Source organism: Roseobacter sp. MH60115 (assembly GCF_015644665.1).
Taxonomy (GTDB): domain Bacteria; phylum Pseudomonadota; class Alphaproteobacteria; order Rhodobacterales; family Rhodobacteraceae; genus Roseobacter.
On sequence record NZ_JADOBQ010000003.1, the window covers coordinates 245,372 to 264,830 of the forward strand.

General features: G+C 62.0%; 24 protein-coding genes. 4 read left to right on the forward strand and 20 right to left on the reverse strand.

Translation table 11 applies throughout. The features are described from left to right. The 13 genes from ISX84_RS11605 to ISX84_RS11660 form a co-directional block, all read right to left on the reverse strand. The gene (locus ISX84_RS11605; protein WP_195820530.1) at positions 1 to 495 is read right to left on the reverse strand and encodes a DUF3291 domain-containing protein; all 495 of its coding nucleotides are present in this window, start codon (positions 493 to 495) and stop codon (positions 1 to 3) included. Then, positions 492 to 974 (reverse strand): DUF3291 domain-containing protein, encoded by a 483-nt coding sequence (locus ISX84_RS11610; protein WP_195820531.1) that lies wholly within the window; start codon positions 972 to 974, stop codon positions 492 to 494. The genes ISX84_RS11605 and ISX84_RS11610 overlap by 4 nt, the downstream gene beginning before the upstream one ends. Positions 975 to 1,232: 258 nt before the next feature. Further along, on the reverse strand, positions 1,233 to 2,528 hold the full coding sequence (nuoF, locus tag ISX84_RS11615; RefSeq protein WP_195820532.1) for an NADH-quinone oxidoreductase subunit NuoF: 1,296 nt from the start codon (positions 2,526 to 2,528) through the stop codon (positions 1,233 to 1,235). A 12-nt stretch (positions 2,529 to 2,540) separates the two neighbouring features. Then, entirely contained in the window at positions 2,541 to 2,789 is a 249-nt protein-coding gene (locus tag ISX84_RS11620) for a DUF5337 domain-containing protein (protein WP_195820533.1), read from the reverse strand. A gap of 44 nt (positions 2,790 to 2,833) precedes the next feature. After that, complete coding sequence (locus tag ISX84_RS11625; RefSeq protein WP_195820534.1) at positions 2,834 to 3,535, reverse strand: hypothetical protein; 702 nt, start codon at positions 3,533 to 3,535, stop codon at positions 2,834 to 2,836. Between the two features lie 70 nt (positions 3,536 to 3,605). Continuing rightward, complete coding sequence (gene nuoE, locus ISX84_RS11630; RefSeq protein ID WP_195820535.1) at positions 3,606 to 4,703, reverse strand: NADH-quinone oxidoreductase subunit NuoE; 1,098 nt, start codon at positions 4,701 to 4,703, stop codon at positions 3,606 to 3,608. After that, on the reverse strand, positions 4,704 to 5,210 hold the full coding sequence (locus ISX84_RS11635; RefSeq protein ID WP_195820536.1) for a hypothetical protein: 507 nt from the start codon (positions 5,208 to 5,210) through the stop codon (positions 4,704 to 4,706). Beyond that, positions 5,207 to 6,430, reverse strand: a complete 1,224-nt coding sequence (locus tag ISX84_RS11640; protein ID WP_195820808.1) for an NADH-quinone oxidoreductase subunit D — start codon at positions 6,428 to 6,430, stop codon at positions 5,207 to 5,209. The genes ISX84_RS11635 and ISX84_RS11640 overlap by 4 nt, the downstream gene beginning before the upstream one ends. After that, on the reverse strand, positions 6,430 to 6,561 hold the full coding sequence (locus tag ISX84_RS23390; RefSeq protein WP_268247471.1) for a hypothetical protein: 132 nt from the start codon (positions 6,559 to 6,561) through the stop codon (positions 6,430 to 6,432). The genes ISX84_RS11640 and ISX84_RS23390 overlap by 1 nt, the downstream gene beginning before the upstream one ends. Beyond that, a complete protein-coding gene (locus ISX84_RS11645) occupies positions 6,561 to 6,734 on the reverse strand; it encodes a hypothetical protein (RefSeq protein WP_195820537.1) in 174 nt (57 codons plus the stop codon). The genes ISX84_RS23390 and ISX84_RS11645 overlap by 1 nt, the downstream gene beginning before the upstream one ends. Next, positions 6,734 to 7,339, reverse strand: coding sequence for an NADH-quinone oxidoreductase subunit C (locus tag ISX84_RS11650; protein WP_195820538.1), 606 nt, complete (start codon positions 7,337 to 7,339; stop codon positions 6,734 to 6,736). The genes ISX84_RS11645 and ISX84_RS11650 overlap by 1 nt, the downstream gene beginning before the upstream one ends. A 9-nt stretch (positions 7,340 to 7,348) precedes the next feature. Further along, entirely contained in the window at positions 7,349 to 7,882 is a 534-nt protein-coding gene (locus tag ISX84_RS11655) for a NuoB/complex I 20 kDa subunit family protein (protein WP_195820539.1), read from the reverse strand. Then, positions 7,873 to 8,238, reverse strand: a complete 366-nt coding sequence (locus ISX84_RS11660; RefSeq protein ID WP_195820540.1) for an NADH-quinone oxidoreductase subunit A — start codon at positions 8,236 to 8,238, stop codon at positions 7,873 to 7,875. Before ISX84_RS11660 ends, ISX84_RS11655 begins: the two co-directional genes overlap by 10 nt. 306 nt (positions 8,239 to 8,544) lie before the next feature. On the opposite strand from ISX84_RS11660, the gene ISX84_RS11665 reads away from it, so the two are divergent. The 3 genes from ISX84_RS11665 to ISX84_RS11675 all read left to right on the forward strand — a co-directional run bounded on the left by ISX84_RS11665 (position 8,545) and on the right by ISX84_RS11675 (position 11,619). Continuing rightward, entirely contained in the window at positions 8,545 to 9,051 is a 507-nt protein-coding gene (locus ISX84_RS11665) for a fasciclin domain-containing protein (RefSeq protein ID WP_195820541.1), read from the forward strand. Positions 9,052 to 9,248: 197 nt separating this feature from the next. Then, a complete protein-coding gene (locus ISX84_RS11670; protein WP_195820542.1) occupies positions 9,249 to 10,058 on the forward strand; it encodes a hypothetical protein in 810 nt (269 codons plus the stop codon). Next, entirely contained in the window at positions 10,051 to 11,619 is a 1,569-nt protein-coding gene (locus ISX84_RS11675; RefSeq protein WP_195820543.1) for a hypothetical protein, read from the forward strand. The genes ISX84_RS11670 and ISX84_RS11675 overlap by 8 nt, the downstream gene beginning before the upstream one ends. Before the next feature lie 118 nt (positions 11,620 to 11,737). On the opposite strand, the gene ISX84_RS11680 is transcribed toward ISX84_RS11675, so the two are convergent. From ISX84_RS11680 to ISX84_RS11710, 7 genes are all read right to left on the reverse strand, one after another. Beyond that, the gene (locus tag ISX84_RS11680) at positions 11,738 to 12,520 is read right to left on the reverse strand and encodes a crotonase/enoyl-CoA hydratase family protein (protein ID WP_195820544.1); all 783 of its coding nucleotides are present in this window, start codon (positions 12,518 to 12,520) and stop codon (positions 11,738 to 11,740) included. Continuing rightward, positions 12,513 to 13,028 (reverse strand): DUF6653 family protein, encoded by a 516-nt coding sequence (locus ISX84_RS11685; RefSeq protein WP_195820545.1) that lies wholly within the window; start codon positions 13,026 to 13,028, stop codon positions 12,513 to 12,515. Before ISX84_RS11685 ends, ISX84_RS11680 begins: the two co-directional genes overlap by 8 nt. Positions 13,029 to 13,039: 11 nt before the next feature. Continuing rightward, entirely contained in the window at positions 13,040 to 13,897 is an 858-nt protein-coding gene (locus ISX84_RS11690) for a hydroxymethylglutaryl-CoA lyase (RefSeq protein WP_195820546.1), read from the reverse strand. A gap of 27 nt (positions 13,898 to 13,924) precedes the next feature. After that, positions 13,925 to 14,590 (reverse strand): glutathione S-transferase family protein, encoded by a 666-nt coding sequence (locus ISX84_RS11695; protein WP_195820547.1) that lies wholly within the window; start codon positions 14,588 to 14,590, stop codon positions 13,925 to 13,927. After that, positions 14,587 to 16,527, reverse strand: a complete 1,941-nt coding sequence (locus ISX84_RS11700; protein WP_195820548.1) for an acetyl/propionyl/methylcrotonyl-CoA carboxylase subunit alpha — start codon at positions 16,525 to 16,527, stop codon at positions 14,587 to 14,589. Before ISX84_RS11700 ends, ISX84_RS11695 begins: the two co-directional genes overlap by 4 nt. A 153-nt stretch (positions 16,528 to 16,680) precedes the next feature. Continuing rightward, entirely contained in the window at positions 16,681 to 18,285 is a 1,605-nt protein-coding gene (locus tag ISX84_RS11705) for a carboxyl transferase domain-containing protein (RefSeq protein WP_195820549.1), read from the reverse strand. 40 nt (positions 18,286 to 18,325) lie between these two features. Then, positions 18,326 to 18,691 (reverse strand): hypothetical protein, encoded by a 366-nt coding sequence (locus ISX84_RS11710; protein WP_229884273.1) that lies wholly within the window; start codon positions 18,689 to 18,691, stop codon positions 18,326 to 18,328. A gap of 152 nt (positions 18,692 to 18,843) precedes the next feature. On the opposite strand from ISX84_RS11710, the gene ISX84_RS11715 reads away from it, so the two are divergent. Then, positions 18,844 to 19,446, forward strand: a complete 603-nt coding sequence (locus ISX84_RS11715) for an OmpW/AlkL family protein (RefSeq protein WP_195820550.1) — start codon at positions 18,844 to 18,846, stop codon at positions 19,444 to 19,446. Positions 19,447 to 19,459: the final 13 nt, after the last annotated feature.

Genomic DNA, 19,459 nt, shown 5'->3' on the forward strand with positions numbered 1-19,459 from the left:
TCACTCCGCCGCCACTGGCGCACAGGTATTGTGCTGCCACAGGCGGGCCTCTTTTAAGTGCGCCCAGCCAAAGGCGTGGTCGCTGTCCCCATGTTTTTTCCGGTACTCCAACCGGTCGAGCGCTTCCTGAAGCGTCGGCTCATGCCCCTCGGGCACCCACCACATCACGAAATGCATCTGTCCGAGCACCTCGAACCATTCGGCCCGACGGTCATAAAACTGCTTGTGGATGGTGCCCCAGACAAAGGTCTCCAGCGCCTCCGCCGTTTCCCAGACGCTCAGGTTCGGCACAAAAAGCGGGTCACCCCCGATGGCGTTGTCCGTATTGCCCCTGCCCGGCTCACCAGAGCCTTCCATCATCCACACAAACCCCGGCATGCGTTTGCCCAAGCCGTTGACCCGGTCGAGGTTTGCCATGAAATCAGCGACGCGCGGATCGTCCGTGGGGGCCACAAGGCGTCCGACGTTCAGCTCTGCAAGATGATGTCCGATCATGCCGCATTCCCACATTGTTTATGCTTCCAGAGCTGAGCATCTTTCAGATGCGACCAGCCAAAGGCATGTTCCGTTTCGCCGTGTTGTTCCAGATGACGGAACCGCGCCATGGCTTCCTCGATGGAGGGCCGATGCCCTTCAGGGACCCACCACATCACCAGCCGCAGCGTCTCAACCGCGCCGTACCATTCTTCCTTCCGGTCATAGAACTGCTTGTGCGCCGTGTTCCAGACAAAGTGTTCGAGGCTTTCGGCATCCTCCCAGACCGAGAGCGTCGAGGCCGTGCGCGGGTTGCCCCCGAGCGGCCCGTTGGGATCAGCCTGCGCCGCTTCCATCGCTTCTTCGTCCATCATCCACACAAACCCCGGGCTGCGCTGCGCGATCCCGTTCACAAGGTCCAGCCCGTTCACGAAATCCGCCACACGCGGATCGTCCCAGTCGTACTTGAGTGTACCGATGTTGAATTCAGCGAGGTGCATGCTTAGCCAACGTCCATCGTTGCCAAATGAAATCCGTAGATACCGCCAGCGACAAGCAAGCCGCCGCAGAACAGTCTTAACCACTGGCGCGATGTCGGATGCGTGAGGCGCTGATATTCACTCTCGTCGATCATAGAACGGCACGACCCACAGACGAACTGACCAATCTTTACCCCATTCTCATGGCCGCACTGCGGACAGGTCCCGCTATTCGACCGGGACATACGGTAAATGAGAAAAGACAGGCTGTTCATCCAACTATTCCGCCGCAACCGCGCTCACGCGGCCCGTGCGCTTGTGTTTGATCCGGTCCTCGATCTCGTCGCGGAAGTGGCTGATGAGGCCCTGGATGGGCCATGCTGCCGCGTCGCCGAGCGCACAGATCGTGTGGCCTTCGACCTGTTTGGTCACATCCAGCAGCATGTCGATCTCTTCGGGTTCCGCCTCGCCGGTGACCAGACGGTCCATCACCCGCATCATCCAGCCGGTGCCCTCGCGGCACGGCGTGCATTGCCCACAACTCTCGTGCTTGTAGAACTTCGACAGCCGCCAGATCGCCTTGATCACATCCGTCGAATTGTCCATCACGATCACCGCTGCCGTGCCCAGACCCGACCGCTGCTCGCGCAGGTAGTCGAAATCCATGATCGCGTCTTTCATGTCCTTGCCCGGGATCATCGGCACCGAGGACCCGCCGGGAATGACCGCCTTGAGGTTGTCCCAGCCGCCGCGGATACCGCCGCAATGGGTCTCGATCAGTTCCTCGAAGGTGATCGACATGGCCTCTTCGACCACGCAGGGGTTGTTCACATGGCCCGAAATCGCAAAGAGCTTGGTGCCTGCGTTGTTCGCGCGACCAAAGCCTGCGAACCACTCCGGCCCGCGCCGCAGGATCGTCGGCACTACCGCAATCGATTCCACGTTGTTCACCGTGGTCGGGCAGCCATAGAGCCCCGCGCCCGCCGGGAATGGCGGCTTCATGCGCGGCATACCCTTCTTGCCCTCAAGACTTTCGAGCAGCGCGGTCTCTTCACCGCAGATATACGCGCCTGCGCCGTGGTGCAGGTAGAGATCGAAATCCCAGCCCGACCCGGCCGCATTCTTGCCAACCAGACCCGCGTCATAAGCCTCGTCAATCGCGGCCTGCAGCGCCTCTTTCTCGCGGATGTATTCGCCCCGAATATAAATATAGCAGGCATGGGCATTCATCGCGAAAGACGCGATCAGACAGCCCTCGACCAGCGTATGCGGATCGTGCCGCATGATCTCCCGGTCCTTGCAGGTGCCGGGCTCGGATTCGTCAGCATTCACCACCAGGTACGCGGGCCGCCCATCGCTCTCCTTGGGCATGAAGGACCACTTCAGCCCCGTGGGAAAGCCCGCGCCACCGCGCCCACGCAGACCAGAGGCTTTCATCTGGTCCACGATCCAATCGCGGCCCTTCTTGATGATGTCCGCCGTGCCATCCCAATGGCCGCGGCTCTGCGCGCCCTTCAGCGTGCGGTCATGCATGCCGTAGATATTGGTAAAGATCCGGTCCTTGTCCTGAAGCATTGCGCTCCCCTCTCACTCGTTGCCGCGCGCGTGTTTGCGCGCACGCCGTATCTGTAATGACACCACCAGCGCCCAGAAGAGCCCTGCCAGTGCCGCAAAATCGAACAGAAACGCATAGCGTCCGGGCATGCCCAGCTTTGGTCCCAGCCAAAGTGCGAGCAGCCACAAGACCATCGTGCCCACGATCACAAGGCTGACCAGCCGCCCCTTGGCGGCCAGCGCGCGCTCGCGCGCCTGCCTGTCCTGATCCTGCGCACTCATGAACGGTCTTGCCTTCCGTCTTTCGCTCTATCGTTTCGTCGCGCCTATTCGCCGCTGGCCAGTTTCTTGGCCTGTCCCACCCAGTCGTCCCGTTCGATCCGGCCTTTGAAGCGCAGACGCTCGTCAACCCAGGCGATGTCATCCTGCGTCAAGCTGGCCACCTGATCAAAATGCCAGATCCCGAGGCTGTTCAGCGTTTCTTCCAGCTTCGGGCCCACACCGCTGATCTTTTTCAGGTCATCCGCCCCACCCGCGCGGGGTGTATCGGACAAGGCTGCGGGGCGCTCCGCAGTTTCGGTCGCCGGTGCCGCCTTTTTCGCGACTTTCTTCACCGGCTTGGCCACAGATTTGGCTTCCGGCTCCTTTTCGTACTTCCAATCCCCCTTGCGCGCGGACAGCTCTTCCTGACCCGGCAGGCGCTTGGACGGTTTGACCTTCGCCTCCTCCGACGGGCTTGGTGCGACAGCCGGGGCAACCGGGGCGGCCTGAGCCGCGGGTTTTGTGGGGGCTGCCGCAGGCGCATCCGTTGCCTGAGTACGCGGGGCGTTCGGCGCAGACAGCGGACGGCTCATGATCCAACTGATGACCCCGCCAAAGATGACAAAAACCAAGAGCCCGACAAAGGCGCCCTGCATGAAACTCCATCCGCCCAGAACCCACAGCAGAACGGCCGCCAAGACGCCCCCTGCCAGTGCCACAAGCCAACTCCCCAGAGCCATGCCGATCATTCCGTTATTGTTGTCCATCCCGGTACCTTTTTTTCCTGTTTTTCCCTGTCAGTCTCTCACATTATCGGATTTTAACAATTTTGGAAATTCACGTGGATGCGCCCTCGGCGAGGCTGCGCGCCTGCGTGACCCAGTTGTCCCGCGTCACGCGGCCCTTGAAGCCCTCCAGGTTGTCATCCACCCAGGCCACTTCCGTCTCCGTCCAGGCAGCGATCTGATCAAAGTGGTAAAAGCCCATGGTGTTCAGCAGCTTCTCCAGCTTCGGTCCGACCCCCTTGATTTTCTTCAGATCATCCGCGCCACTGTCCCGTGCGGCGGAAAGGGCTTGCGGCTTCTCACCCGGGCCCGGGTCTTCCTTTGACGGTGGCTTGGCCTTGGAGGTCTCAGTGGCCTGCTGTTCGGTCACGCCCGTCCTGTCCGCCGGAGCCCCTTCGGCCGGGCGCGCGTCTTTCGCGGGCTTACCGGATGTATTGGCCGGTTTGCCCTGCCACGGCATCAACAGCGGCACCTCTGTCCCGTCGATCCGCTTGACGGTGTCGCCGATGTCCACGGCCAGCTGTACGCTCGCATTGTACTGCGTCTTACCGCTGTCATGCTCTTTCAGCGATGTCAGCCCGTCCAACGGCTCTGCGGCATAGCGCCCGTTCTGCGGGCCCGGCACCGGCACCTTGCCTGCGGCCAGCTCATCAATGAGTTCGCCCATCCGCGCGGCGGTCAGATCTTCGTAGTAATCTTTGCCGATCTGCGCCATCGGCGCATTGGAGCAGGATCCAAGGCATTCCACCTCTTCCCAAGAAAAATTCCCATCTGCCGACAGTTCATGAGCATTCGGCGCGATCTTTTCCTTGCAGACAGCGACAAGATCTTCGGCCCCGCAGATCATGCAGGAGGTTGTCCCGCAGACCTGAATATGTGCAATCTTACCAACAGGCTGCAGCTGAAACATAAAGTAGAATGTCGCCACTTCCAAAGCGCGAATATAGCTCAACCCCAGCATTGTCGCCACATGCTCGATGGCAGGACGGCTCAGCCATCCTTCCTGCTCCTGCGCCCGCCAGAGCAGCGGGATGATGGCCGAGGCCTGTCGCCCTTCGGGGTACTTCGTGATCTGGCCCTCCGCCCAGGCCTGATTATCAGACGTAAAGGCGAAGCTCTCGGGTTGGTCGGGGTGAAGGCGTCTCAGCATTTAACTCTCAAGCTCATCTATGGCGACGCAGATTGCGCGCGCGTCCTGAACACCGCGCGTTCCTTCGGCGGCGAAACGGGTGAAGTCATCATCGGAAATCGCGACCTGACACAGGGAAGTGGCAGCACCATCCTCGACCAGGATCACGCCGTCGCGAACGTTCTCATACCCCTCCGAGTCGTCGATGAAATCGGTAAAGTCGCGTTTGCCGGAGGAGACGAAACCGGCATCGAGCACGTCGTAGGGGATGCAGGTGATACTGCTGCCGGTTGCGGGGGTGCCTTGGGCAAAGGCGGCAAAAACCTCGTCACCGACGTCAATCTTGCAAAAGCTTCCGCCGGTCTCCGTCTCAATGAACACGACATTGTCGCGGATCTTGACGTGGCCTATGGACGCGTCGATCAGTTCGGACATCGTTTCCGCCGACGCCACCCCGCCGCTCAGACAGACTGCAGCGCTGGTCAGAACCGTCGTAACCCGTGATCCGGTTTTCGGACTGACGTTCAACGGTCGACCTCCCCGAAGACCACGTCCATGGTTCCGATGATCGCCGCCACATCCGCCAGCTGGTGGCCGCGCGACATGTGGTCCATCGCCTGCAGGTGCAGGAAACCCGGCGCGCGCAGCTTGGCGCGGTAGGGTTTGTTGGTGCCATCGGCCACCAGATACACGCCGAATTCGCCCTTGGGGGCCTCGACGGCGCAATACACCTCGCCCTCAGGCACGTGGAAGCCTTCGGTGTAGAGTTTGAAGTGGTGGATCAGGCTTTCCATCGAGGTTTTCATGTCAGAGCGGCTCGGCGGGGTGATCTTGCCACGGGCGAGGATGTCGCCCTGCCCGTCCGGCGCGCGCAGCTTTTCGATGGCCTGATGGATGATCGAGATCGACTGGCGCATCTCTTCCATGCGCACCAGATAGCGGTCATAGCAGTCGCCGTTCTTGCCGACGGGGATCTGGAAGTCGAACTCGTCGTAGCATTCATAAGGCTGCGCGCGGCGCAGGTCCCAGGCAAGGCCGGAGCCGCGCACCATCACGCCGGAGAAGCCGTATTCCAGGATATCTTCCTCGGTGACAATGCAGATATCCGCGTTGCGCTGCTTGAAGATACGGTTCTCGGTCAGCAGCCCGTCGATATCGACCATAAAGCCGGTCATGAATTTCTTGGCCCAGGCCTCGATATCGTCGAGCAGCTCTGGCGTGAGGTCCTGATGCACGCCGCCGGGCCGGAAATAGGCCGCGTGCAGACGCGCGCCGCAGGCCCGCTCATAGAAGATCATCAGCTCTTCGCGTTCCTCGAAGCCCCAAAGCGGCGGGGTCAGCGCGCCCACGTCCATCGCCTGCGTGGTGACGTTCAGCAGGTGGTTCAAGACGCGCCCGATCTCGCAGAAGAGCACGCGGATGAGGCTGGCGCGGCGCGGGACTTCGACGCCCGTCAGCTTTTCGATGGCCAGACACCAGGCGTGCTCCTGGTTCATCGGCGCCACATAGTCGAGCCGGTCGAAATAGGGCAGGTTCTGCAGGTAGGTCCGGCTTTCCATCAGCTTTTCGGTGCCGCGGTGCAACAGGCCGATGTGCGGATCGCAGCGCTCGACGATCTCGCCGTCCAGCTCCAGCACCAGCCGCAGCACGCCATGCGCGGCCGGGTGTTGCGGCCCGAAATTGATGTTGAAGTTGCGGATTTTCTGTTCGCCCGTGAGGGCGTCTTCGAAACCTTTGGTGCCGTCCATCATCGTGTTACCTCACCAGAAGTTAGTAGGATATTTCCTACCATGAAGTGTTTTTTAAAAAGAGGCATCGCCCCTGCAAGTAGTAAAACTGCCGCTGCTAGCTCCAGCACTTCCGTCAAAAACGGGATCATCAGCGCTTCTCCAGCTCTTGCAGCTTCAGACCCATCCACCACAGCAGAGCAATGGTGCCCAGTGGGATCAGGCAGGCCACCGCCCAGTATTTGTTGATGCCGAAAAACGGCAGCAGCTTGATCATCGGGATCGCTGTCAGGGCCGAGAGGATCAGCCACCACATGCCGTCCATTACTTGGCCTCCTGCTTTTCATCTCCCGGCAGGATGTATTCCGCGCCCTCCCAAGGGCTCATGAAATCGAACTGCCGGTATTCCTGCACGAGGCTGACGGGTTCGTAGACCACGCGCTTTTGTGCCTCATCATAGCGGACTTCGGTGTAGCCAGTGGTCGGGAAATCCTTGCGCAGCGGGTAGCCGCGGAAGCCATAATCCGTGAGGATGCGCCGCAGATCCGGGTGGCCGGAGAAGAGGATGCCGAACATGTCAAACACCTCACGCTCGAACCAGTTGGCCGAAGGATGCACCGAGATGATCGAAGGCACCATGGCATCCTCGCGGATGCTCACCCGCAGGCGGATGCGGTGGTTCTGGTACATCGACAGCAGGTGATAGACCACGTCGAACCGCTTGGCGCGGCCGGTGTAATCCACCGCCGTGATGTCCACCAGCGAGGAGAACTGACAGGTCGCGTCGGCCTTCAGAAATTCCACCAGGCCAGTAATGTTCGAGGGCGTCACGTCAAGGTTCAGCTCGCCATGGGTCACGTCCCAGGCCAGCACACAATCGGTGCGTTTGGCCTCGATATACGCGCCCAGTTCTTTCAATGCGTCAGACATGGGGCCTCCTCAGCGTACGATTGTGCCGGTGCGGCGGATTTTGCGCTGCAGCTGCATGATGCCGTAGAGCAGCGCCTCCGCCGTCGGCGGGCAGCCGGGCACATAGACGTCAACCGGCACGATGCGGTCACAGCCGCGCACGACGGAATAGGAATAGTGGTAGTACCCGCCGCCATTGGCGCAGGAGCCCATGGAGATCACATAGCGCGGCTCGGGCATCTGGTCGTAGACTTTGCGCAGCGCGGGTGCCATCTTGTTGGTCAGGGTTCCGGCGACGATCATCAGATCGGACTGGCGCGGGCTGGCGCGCGGTGCCGTGCCAAAACGCTCCAGGTCATAGCGCGGCATGGAGGTGTGCATCATCTCCACTGCGCAGCACGCCAGACCAAAGGTCATCCAGTGCAAGGAGCCCGTGCGCGCCCAGTTGATGATGTCCTCGGTTGAGGTCAGCAGGAAGCCTTTGTCCTGCAATTCACGGTTCAGATCCTGCGTGGCGACGTCGCGGTCTACACCGGCAACGTTGGCTCCGGCGGCTACTGCCATTCCAGCGCTCCTTTTTTCCATTCGTAGGCAAACCCGATCGTCAGCACCGCGAGGAACACCATCATCGACCAGAAGCCCACCATGGAGATGTCCTTGAAGGCCACGGCCCAGGGGAAGAGGAAGGCGATCTCCAAATCGAAGATGATGAAGAGGATCGAGACGAGGTAAAACCGCACGTCGAATTTCATGCGCGCATCGTCAAAAGCGTTGAACCCGCATTCATAGGCAGAGACCTTCTCGGGGTCCGGATTGCGCACCGCCAGCACCACGGCGGCCAGGATCAGAACAAGGCCCAACCCTATGGCAACAGCCAGAAACATCAGGATGGGTAGGTATTCCCGCAGCATCTCGTCCAAGGGTTGGCTCCTTTTGTCTGCTCTGACGCGCGACACGCCATGCTGCCCCGCAGCGATTGGGGCTGCAAAGGGTTTACGCCGCTCCTCCGGCAGGGTCAACAGATGCCGCCCCGGAAAACCCCTTGATTTGGTTGCATTCCGGCGAGCGGCGTTAGCGCTGTCATTGTGCGTATTTCCGCTCAAAAAGCCAGTGCAACCGGACATATGTGATCTGATGTCACACCCGGGGCGTAAACTGTTTCTACGATAGGGAAACAAGGCCGGACTGGCCTTGATCAAAAACGACCAACATCAAAAGGACAGACCATGAACAGACGTTCCGCCCTCAAAGCGACCATCGCCGCTGGCGCTCTCGCTGCCCTCACCGCCTGTGCCCCCGCACAACAGGGCAGCGACATCGTCGATATCGCCGCCGCAAATGGCAACTTCAACACGCTGGTCGCCGCCGTTCAGGCCGCAGGTCTGGAAGACACGCTGCGCAGCCCCGGCCCCTTCACGGTCTTTGCACCCACGGATGCGGCCTTTGCCGCGCTGCCTGCAGGCACGGTTGAGAGCCTGCTGCTGCCGGAGAACAAGGATCAATTGGTCAGCATCCTGACCTACCACGTGCTGCCCGGCGCCGTGCAGTCCGGTGATGTGCTGGGCTCGGTGACCAATGTGGCAACCGTGCAGGGTCAGACCGTGCGCGTCGATGGCACGGGTGGCAAATTCGCGGCAGCGGTGCGGGTGAACGATGCCAATGTGACAACGGCAGACATCCTTGCCACCAACGGCGTGATCCACGTCATCGACAAGGTGCTGCTGCCGCAATAATCCGGGCGCAGCCCCGCAGACCTTGAAACCCGCCATATGCATCTGGCGGGTTTTCCTGTATCGATGCGGCTTTGCCGGGACAAACCAGCCTTCATGCACAAGGCGAGGCATCGACCACTAACGGCCCAGAACGCACCTTTTTTGATTGATGTCCGTTTGGCGTGGAGTATGGTCATTTTCAAGCTCTGACCCTGTCCATGGAATGCATATCTCCGGTGAACGAAATTGCTTGTGCGGGACCTGAAACCGCCACCGATACGGTGAACATCTACCATAGTCGCGCCGACAACGTGGGAGACAGGATGTGCGGCCCCGCGCAGTTTTTCTGGCCGGACCGCGTTACCAATGTCACCTTCGCCTATGAGCTTACGGCCCCCGAGAACGCGATTGTGGGCGGCGGCCAGGTTTTTGGCCAAACCAACGACTTATCCAGGAAGTGGGTGGAGAACCCAACCGGCGCCCTGGTGGCCTGGGGCGTTGCCGTGCCGCAGAAAGGCAAGGATGACGCCCTTGTGCGAGACGTCTCTTCCAGATTTGGCTTGTTCGGCACCCGGAATTTCGAATGGCATGACGAGCTGGCCTTCGTGCCCTGTGCAAGCTGCATGTCACCGGCCTTCGACAACGCCCCGGCGCCGACACATGAATTCGTCATGTATATACATCAGAAAAAGACGCCTGCATTGACCGAGCGGGATGGTGTGCCGTTCATGACCAACAAGAACCAGGAGATGAAAGCGGTTGTGGACTTTCTTGCATCGGGCGAAACGGTTGTGACAAGCTCATACCATGGCGTCTACTGGGCACAATTGCTTGGCCGTAAAGTCGTTTGCGTGCCCTACAGCCAAAAGTTTTCAACACTTCAGCACAAGCCGTTCCTTGCGAAGGAGGCGGCATGGACATCGGCGCTCGGGCTTGCAAGCCGGACAGAGCCGCTGTTGGATGAATACAGAGAAATCAACAGGAAGTTTGCCGTGAAGGTTGCGGAACTGCTGGACCTGGATGGATAGTCTGATCGCCCCAAAGAATGTGCTGGTACATATAGGACCGCACCAGACCGGCTCCGCGGCGATCCGGAACAGCCTGACATCCATGGTCGAGGAGTTGGAGAGCGCGGACGCATTCTACCTGCACTCACCTGATACCCGCGCATCGGCCCTGGACCTGGCAAACGAACGATTTGAGCAGGCAGAAGCCGGGCTTACCGGTATCTGCAAGACCATTGGTCGCCTGCTGCAAAAGAACGTCATATTGAGCCATGAAGACTTCAGTGGAGAACTCATCGGACGGTCGAACAACCGCGCGGTCTACCCGACACTGACCAAAAACCTGCGGATTCTGCACAGAAGCCTGCGCCCTCACGCGGTCACATTCGTCTTTTTCCGGCGCAATGAGGCGGATTGGCTCAAGAGCTGCTATCAGCAGCACCGGAAGTATCGCGCCAGATTTGACAGCTTCGAGGCGTTTTCAGAGCGCTTTGGCGCGGGGTTGTCCTGGCCCGCCATTCTGGAAAAACCCAAAGACGTGTTTGGGGAAAATCTCGTCGTGCTGGATTGCGAAGGGGATCCCCGATCAGAGGTGATGAAACTGATCGGCGTGCTGTCGCGCGAGGCGCTGCCGGACACCGACACTCTGTTGTTCGAGGATCAGAACCCATCACCACATGCCGACCGGATCGCGCAGCGTGAGAGGACGAATGAGATTGCTGACTCCCACCCTGGCGCCGTTTCAGATTCTCTCCTCGCCGACGACACACCGCCTGCGTCCGACGCGTGGTGTTCGGCATGGCCCCCGAGCAAGAGCGACACGGTGTCTTGCACCCTGCCCGCTCTGTTACGGCGCACCAATGCCCGTGTGCGGACACAAGACGCAGAGGACATCCTGCCGCCGGTCACTGTCGATCTGGAGCAGCTTGCACAGGAACACCTGCCGCGCGACGTCGAGATGCCCAACCTGCGCCGCGTGGATATTCGCCATCAATCCACCCTGCTGGACTATCGCCTGCGCGGCAAATCCCGTCTGCACCACTTGACCAGCCTGGTCATCAGCTATCTGCGCCGGGATACGCCGCATACCGAAAAGGCCCGCACGCTCTTTCACCGGATCTGGCGGGAACAAGGATCAGTGCTGGTCAAGGAAATGTCCGTGCGGTGGCTGATTTCGACCCTGCAGACCTTCCTCGACCACGGCGAAAACGAAGCGCAAAGATCCATCGGCATGGCCGGCTACTTCTATGGAAACATGATGAAAATCTACGAAGGAGAGCGCGCCATCGAAGGTCTGGAGCAGGATGCGACCTACGCACAGGTCAAGCCGAACACCAAAAACCACTTCAAGGGCTTGGACAGGTACACTGTCGGCGGCACCGATCTCATGCTGAATACCAATGCATTGGCCCTGGAAATCGCCCTGCGCGACGAGGTGGCCGGTCTGGTGCTGCAGGAGTTCCTGTTGCGCGTCAAGACGTCGGAAAATGTATTCTCCCGCCACGACAGAACGCGCCGGGACAAAGGTATTTCGATCTCAGGGTTCAAAGATGCCTGGACGTTTTTTGAGCCTTGGGAAGATTGAGCGGAACGGGCCGGTCTGACCCTCCGAGAGCGAGGGCTGGGAGCAGGTGTCAATTTGCATCCGAACTCTCCGGTGGACAGTCGCATCTCTTGCGTCAGGCACAGCGGAGTTTTGAGGTTCAGTCCACCCAATCCGGCTTGCGCTTGTCGAAAAACGCACCGATGCCCTCGGCGGCCTCCTCGGTCTCCCACCGCGCGGCCAGCGCTGCAATCGTGTGATCCACCACTGCACCGTCGATGCGCGGCCCCAGATCGCGGGCCAGTTCCTTGGCCGCCGCCACGGCCCCCGGCGCGCAGGAGAGATAGGGGGCCACTTCCGCTTCAACCGCATCGGCCAGCGCATCGGCAGGCACCGCGCGCGCCAGAATACCCAAGTCGACTGCCTCGGCCGCACCAAAAATCCGCGCCGACATGAAGACACGCCGGGCGCGACCCTCTCCCATCCGCGCCAACACGTAAGGGCCGATGGTCGCGGGGATGATGCCCAACCGGGTTTCCGTGAAACCGAACTTGGCGCTGTCGACCGCAATAGCCACATCACAGACGCAGGCCATGCCGACCCCGCCGCCAAAGGCATTGCCCTGTACCGCGCCGATCAGCGGTTTCGGCAAGGCGTTGAGCGCCCCCAGCATCGTCGCCAGCTTGCGCGCCTCCGCCGATCGCGTTTCCGCATCCATTTCCCGCTGTGCGGCCATCCACGCGAGGTCGCCGCCTGCGCAGAAACTCTTGCCCGCCCCGGTCACCACCACCACCCGCACGGCGTCATCCGCGCCCAGATCGGCGGCCGCCTGCGTCAGATCCGCCAGCATCTGCGCCGACATCGCGTTGTGCTTCTCGGGCCGGTTCAACGTCAGCGTCGCCACGCCGCGCGCATCTGTCTCAATCGTCAGGGTCTCAAACATGCAAGCTCTCCAATCCCGGCACGGCGCGGCCTGCGCGTACCCAATCTTCGTATATCCAGACCATGCGGTCCACGAACCATACTTTCGGCAGCGCCGTCAGGATCATCCCAAACACCGCCCCTTCCCACCAAAGCGCATAGAGGCCCCAGATCATGATCCCCGCGCCCGGCAGGCTCAGCGCGCTCAATACAGCCGCAACCCGCCGGTGATGCCCCGCAATCTCGCTGCGGTGCGCAAGAAAGATACGCTCTCCCAGCACGCCCCTGCTGGCCCAGCTGTCGAGACGTTGGGGCGGCGGAAAAGCCCGCGGGTTGATCCAGATCCAAAGCAGCGCCAGCAGGATGGGGACCAGTGCCCAGACCCCCAGCCAGACCCGGCTCCAGATCGCCATTACCAGCAATGGCAGAGCGGTCAGCATCCGCGTCCAGACCGACCACGGGTTCGCATGGCGCAGCCAAACCGCGTCATCCATGGTCATCAGCCGTTCCGCACCCCTGAAAATATCCATAGCCTTGGCCGTCAGCCGTCGCGCATGGCGCGCGCCATCTCTGCCGCCTCCTTGATCACCTCGAGGTCGAGGCCTGTGTCATAGCCCAGTGCGGCCAGATGTTCCGCCACCGCTTCGGTCGCCACGTTGCCTGCCGCGCCCGGTGCATAGGGGCATCCGCCCAGGCCGCCAACCGCTGCATCAAAGACCCGCACGCCGAGGCTGAGCGAGGTGTCGATGTTCTCGATCGCCCGGCCATTTGTGTCGTGGTAGTGCCCCGCAAGCCGCCCCACCGGCACCACATCGCGCACCGCCAGCAACATGCGCGCGATGCTGTCAGGCGTGCCTGCCCCGATGGTGTCGCCGAGGCTGATCTCGTAGCATCCCAGGGCGAACAGGCGGTCGGCAACCTCAGCCACGGCAGCAGGGGCCACGGCCCCGTCATAGGGGCATTCGACCACGCAGGAAACATAGCCGCGCACCGGCAGATCGATGTGGCGCGCCTCTTCGAGGATCGGCTCGAACCGGGCGATGCTCTCGGCAATACTTGCGTTGATATTGGCTTTGGAAAACCCCTCCGAGGCGGAAGCGAAGACAGCAATCTCATCGACACCCGCCGCCTTGGCATCCTCGAACCCGCGCGGATTTGGCGTGAGTGCGGCGTAGCGCACGCCCTCGGCACGGCTGATCCCGGCCATGACGTCCGCTGAGCCCGCCATCTGCGGCACCCATTTGGGAGAGACAAAGCTCGCCACCTCGATCCGGGAGAACCCGGCTCGGCTGAGGCAATCGACAAGCGCCACCTTTTCGGCCACGGGGATATCCCGCTTTTCATTCTGCAGCCCGTCACGCGGGCCGACCTCGAAAATCTCGCAAGGCCCCAAGCTCATAATTCATCCTCCCCGGTATGGTCTGGCCTAGTCTACAGGCCAGGGCGCGTAAAAGTCTTGCGCATAAATCCCGTCATCCGCTGGCAGCGACTCCTTGAACCCCTCACGCGCCGTGATCCGCGCATACCACGCAGCCGTCGCCGGAAAGTCATCCAGCTTTGCGAAATGCCGCGCCATGTAGACCGCCTGCCCCACCGAGATATCGACCGCCGTGAAACCCGAGCTCAGCAGGTGGTCGAGGGGTCCGTCCTCGGTGCTCAACCCTGCCTCGATTGCCGCGTAGCATTTGCGCACGCGCGCGGCCTCCAGCTTCATCACGATGGGACTGCGCATGTGGTCTTCGTAGAGCGCCACGTGCTGCTGCGTGAGCGCCGCTGTATGCTGGCTCAGCGTTTCCGAGAAATGCAGCCAGATAAGCCATGTCATCCGCTCAGGGGTGCCCGGCATCCGGCCCAGACCGTCGGGGCTGAACCGCTCGCAGAGGTATTCGGTGATGGCCCCCGTCTCGAACATGCAGTCACCGTCGATTTCCAGCGCCGGCACCCGGCCCGCAGGCGACAGGTTCAGGAACGCCGGGCTGCGCAGGGTGCGATCAAACGGGTAGCTCTGTAACTGGAACGGCACTTCCAGTTCGTGCAGAAGCCAGAGCGTGCGCATGGACCGGGTCTGCGGACAGTGATGCAGGGTGATCATGTGCTCTCTTCCGCCTCCAGCCGGATGAGCGCGGCGCCCGCTTCGACCTGAGCGCCGGCGCTGGCCAGCACCTCGGCCACCACGCCGTCGCGGGCCGCCAGCAGCGCGTGCTCCATCTTCATCGCCTCCAGCACGGCCAGGCGGTCGCCTGCGCTGACGCTCTGGCCGACGGATGCATCGATGGCCTTCACGAGGCCCGGCATCGGCGCTTCGATGAGATTGCCATCGCCTGCCGCCCCGCCCGCCTGATCCAGTGGATCGATGTGGGTAAAGACAAGCCCATAGTGGTCGAAAACTGTGATGTCATTCCCTGCAACTGCCACCTGCGGTGCGACATGTCCGTCGAGTACCCACCGCCCGCTGCTGCGCTGCGCCGTGACCTGCGCGCCTGCCACGTCCCAGCGTTGCAGATCAGCGGACACCACCTCTACCGAAAGCGTCTGGACCTCGTCCTGCCAGAGCAGTTGAACGCTGCGCCGAAGGGGGGCCCACAGCGTGAAACCGGCTCCGGGACCGGGGTCGGTCAGGCCAAGAGCGGCCATACCCGCCAGCGCCAGATGCCGCGCCTGTGCCTGTGGTGTTTTGGTCAACGCGTCAATATCGCGCGCGATGAGACCGGTGTCGACATTGCCCTTGCCAAAGCCTGCGTGCCCGGCGAGTGCTCCGAGAAAAGCGAGGTTGGTCACCGTGCCCGCCACCTCGCATCCCGCCAGCCCCTGCCGCAGGCGCGCAAGCGCCACCGCGCGGTTCGGTCCATGCACGATGACTTTGGCAATCATCGGATCGTAAAACGGGCTGATGGTGTCCCCGGCGCGCACGCCACTATCGGCGCGCACCATATCGGGGAAGTGCAGGTGGCTCAGCGTGCCCGTGGCGGGCAGGAAGCCTGCGGGCACGTCCTCGGCGTAGAGCCGCGCTTCGAATGCATGTCCGTTGATCGACAGTTGGTCTTGCGCGGTCGGCAGGCCTTCGCCTGCGGCCACCCGCAGCTGCCACTCCACGAGATCGACGCCCGTGATCGCTTCCGTTACGGGGTGTTCCACCTGCAGGCGGGTGTTCATCTCCATGAAGAAGAAGCCATCGGGGCTGAGCCCGCCCGACCCGTCCACGATAAACTCCACGGTCCCGGCGCCACTGTAGCCGATGGCCTCTGCGGCGCGCACTGCCGCCTCTCCCATGGCGCTGCGCATTTCCCCGGTCATGCCGGGTGCGGGGGCCTCTTCGATCACCTTCTGGTGGCGGCGCTGCAGGGAGCAATCGCGTTCAAAGAAATGCACCGCGCGGGTGCCATCGCCAAAGACCTGCACTTCGATGTGACGTGGTTGGGTCACGAACTTCTCCACCAACACGTCCGGATTGCCAAAGGCGGTCTGTGCCTCGGACCGGGCAGAAGCGAGCGCGGCGGCGAAATCACCTGCCGTCTCGACGAGCCGCATGCCCTTGCCACCGCCGCCGGCCACGGCCTTGATCAACACCGGGTAGCCGATCTTTTCAGCCTCCCGCGCCAGCAAGGCGTCGTCCTGATCCGCTCCGTGATAGCCCGGCACCACCGGCACGCCAGCCTCGATCATCAGCGCCTTGGCCGCATCCTTGAGGCCCATGGCGCGGATCGCAGAGGCGGAGGGGCCGATGAAGACCAGGCCCGCGGCTTCGACGGCCTCGACGAAATCCGGGTTCTCGCTGAGAAAGCCGTACCCGGGGTGAATGGCCTGCGCGCCACAATCCAGCGCCGCCTGAACGATCTTCTCACCGCGCAGGTAGCTTTCCGCCGGGGGGGCGTTCCCGATGTGCACGGCAGTATCGGCCATCGCGACATGTTTTGCCCTGGCATCCGCCTCGGAATAGACCGCAACGCAGCGCACGCCCATGGCCTGCGCCGTTTCCATGACCCGGCAGGCGATCTCGCCCCGGTTGGCGATCAGGATCGTGTCAAACATCTGCCTTCTCCAAATCTGATCCGTGACCCCGTGCAGGGCCCCACGCAGTGGCGGCAGTGCGTGAAACGCCCCCTGATGGGTTTCTGCGTGCGGTCTCGCCGTTCTGACGCGCAGCACCTGCGGATGTGCATTGTCTATCTGTCATCTGTCACCTCACATCCGGAAGACGCCAAACCGCGTCTCCTCTATCGGGGCGTTGAGCGCTGCGGACAGCGACAGAAACAGCACGTCCCGCGATGCGCGCGGGTCAATAACGCCGTCATCCCAAAGACGTGCCGAAGCGTAAAGCGGATGGCTCTGGCGCTCGAACATGTCGATGGTGGGTTGCTTGAACGCAGCCTCCTCTTCCGCGGACCAACTCTCACCCGCGCGCTCGATCGCATCCCGCTTGACGGTGGCCAGAACGCCCGCCGCCTGCGGCCCGCCCATGACCGAAATCCGTGAATTGGGCCAGGTCCACATGAAGCGCGGCGAATAAGCCCGTCCGGCCATCCCGTAATTGCCCGCGCCAAAAGAACCGCCCACCAGCATGGTGATCTTGGGCACATTGGTTGAGGCCACAGCCGTGACCATCTTGGCCCCGTGACGCGCGATGCCTTCGTTCTCGTATTTGCGTCCCACCATGAAACCGGTGATATTCTGCAGGAAAACCAGCGGGATACGACGCTGTGAGCAGAGTTCGACAAAATGCGCACCCTTTTGCGCAGACTCGGAAAATAGCACGCCATTGTTGGCCACGATTCCGATGGGGCAGCCTTTGAGATGCGCAAATCCGGTGACCAGCGTCTCGCCGAAACGCGGTTTGAACTCATCAAAGCGCGAGCCATCCACAAGCCGGGCGATCACCTCGCGGATGTCGTAGGGGGTGCGCAGGTCGGCGGGCACCACGCCCAGGATTTCCTCGGGGTCATAGGCGGGCTCTTCCGGGTTTTCCCACTGCACGGTTGCGGGTTTTGTCCGGTTCAGCGACACCACGGCCCGCCGCGCCAGCGCCAAAGCGTGGACGTCATCCTCGGCGAGATAGTCGGCCACCCCGCTGAGCCGCGTGTGCACATCACCGCCGCCAAGGTCTTCGGCGCTGACGACCTCGCCCGTGGCCGCCTTTACCAGCGGCGGGCCTGCCAGAAAGATCGTGCCCTGATCGCGCACGATGATCGTCACATCGGACATCGCCGGGACATAAGCGCCGCCCGCCGTGCAGGACCCCATGACCACGGCGATCTGCGGGATACCCAGCGCCGACATCCGCGCCTGATTGTAAAAGATACGGCCAAAGTGATCGCGGTCGGGGAAGACCTCATCCTGATTGGGCAGGTTCGCGCCGCCGCTGTCGACCAGATAGATGCAGGGCAGACGATTTTCCTGCGCGATCTCCTGCGCCCGCAGATGCTTTTTCACGGTCATCGGGTAGTAGGTGCCGCCTTTCACCGTGGCGTCATTGCAGACCACCATGACCTCCTGGCCCTGCACCTGACCAACGCCCGCGATCACACCCGCACAAGGCGCCGCACCGTCATAAAGCCCATGCGCGGCGGTCGCACCGACCTCCAGAAACGGGCTGCCGGGGTCAAGCAGGTTCGCCACCCGTTCACGCGGCAGCATCTTGCCCCGGCTTACGTGGCGCGCGCGGGATCGCTCCCCACCGCCCAATGCGGCCGCCCCGGCCGCCTCGGCGATCTCCGCCAAGGCCGCCAGATGGGCGGACCGATTGGCCTGAAAACTCTCCGAGGCAGGCAAAGCCTGTGATATCAGTTTCATGGAACCTCCTTCATCGCAGGGCAGCACCTGCGCGGTCTCTTCATGTCTGGGGCACGCCGGGCTGCGGCACCCCATCGACCAGATCCAGCAATCGCCCGAACCGGTCCACAGGGTAGTCGAACCGCTGCCCCGCCCGGACGCACCGGACGATGATCCACACCCCCTCGCCCGTGCCCGGCAGACCGGTGCAGTCGGTCAGACGTGCCGTAGCCCCGGCCTCCTCCAGATAGCGTTGCGCGTAGGTATTGATCACATCGGTTTCCGAAATGGTGACGGCGATCCACCCAAGCCGGAACGCCCAAATCGCGACGGCGACCACCAAAAGCGCCAGAGGGGTAAACCATAGCCATCGCGGCATCAGCGCCAGAGGCCAGAGCGCTGCGGTGCAGCCTCTGCCGTGCCGCATTTGCGGTCCATCAGAGCCGGTTGAAGCGCGGCCCTTCGCACCTGCGGCAATTTTGCACAGGCTCTCTTCACACTCTCTTGATCTGCATCAATGCCCGCGTTCCGGGTCCGGCGCATCAGGGGCGAGAACTCAAAAACGGAAAGAGAAAGATCATGAAGATCACCATCAAAACCCTCCTCCTGACCAGCGCGCTCGCGTTTGTCACAGGCCCCGCGCTTGCCCAGTCCCAAGGTGATCTGACCTTCGGCATCGGTATCGGCAGCGTGAACCCCAAATCCGGCAACGGCACCGTCGCAGGCGTTGAGGCGGATATCGCCAGCGACGAGGCGATCACGCTGACCCTGGAATACTTCATCCGCGATAACATCGGCATCGAATTGCTCGCAGCGACCCCGTTCGAGCATGACATCAGCCTGCCTGGCGTCGGCAATGCGAGCACCAAGCACCTGCCGCCCACCCTGTCGGTGAACTACCACTTCACCAATGCCAGCCCGTGGAAGCCCTACGTCGGCATTGGCGTCAACTACACAACCTTCTTCGAGGAAGACTTCGGAGCTGCCAACCTCGAGCTTGACGATTCCTTCGGCCTCTCCGCGCAGGTCGGCGTTGACTACAAGGTCAGCGAGTCGGGATGGATCCGGGCAAATGTGCGGTGGTTCGACATCGATACGGATGTCAGCTTGAACGGCGCGGATATCGGCGAAGCCGAAATCGACCCCTTCCTCTTTGGCGTGGCCTACGTGCACAAGTTCTGAAGCAAGAAAGGTG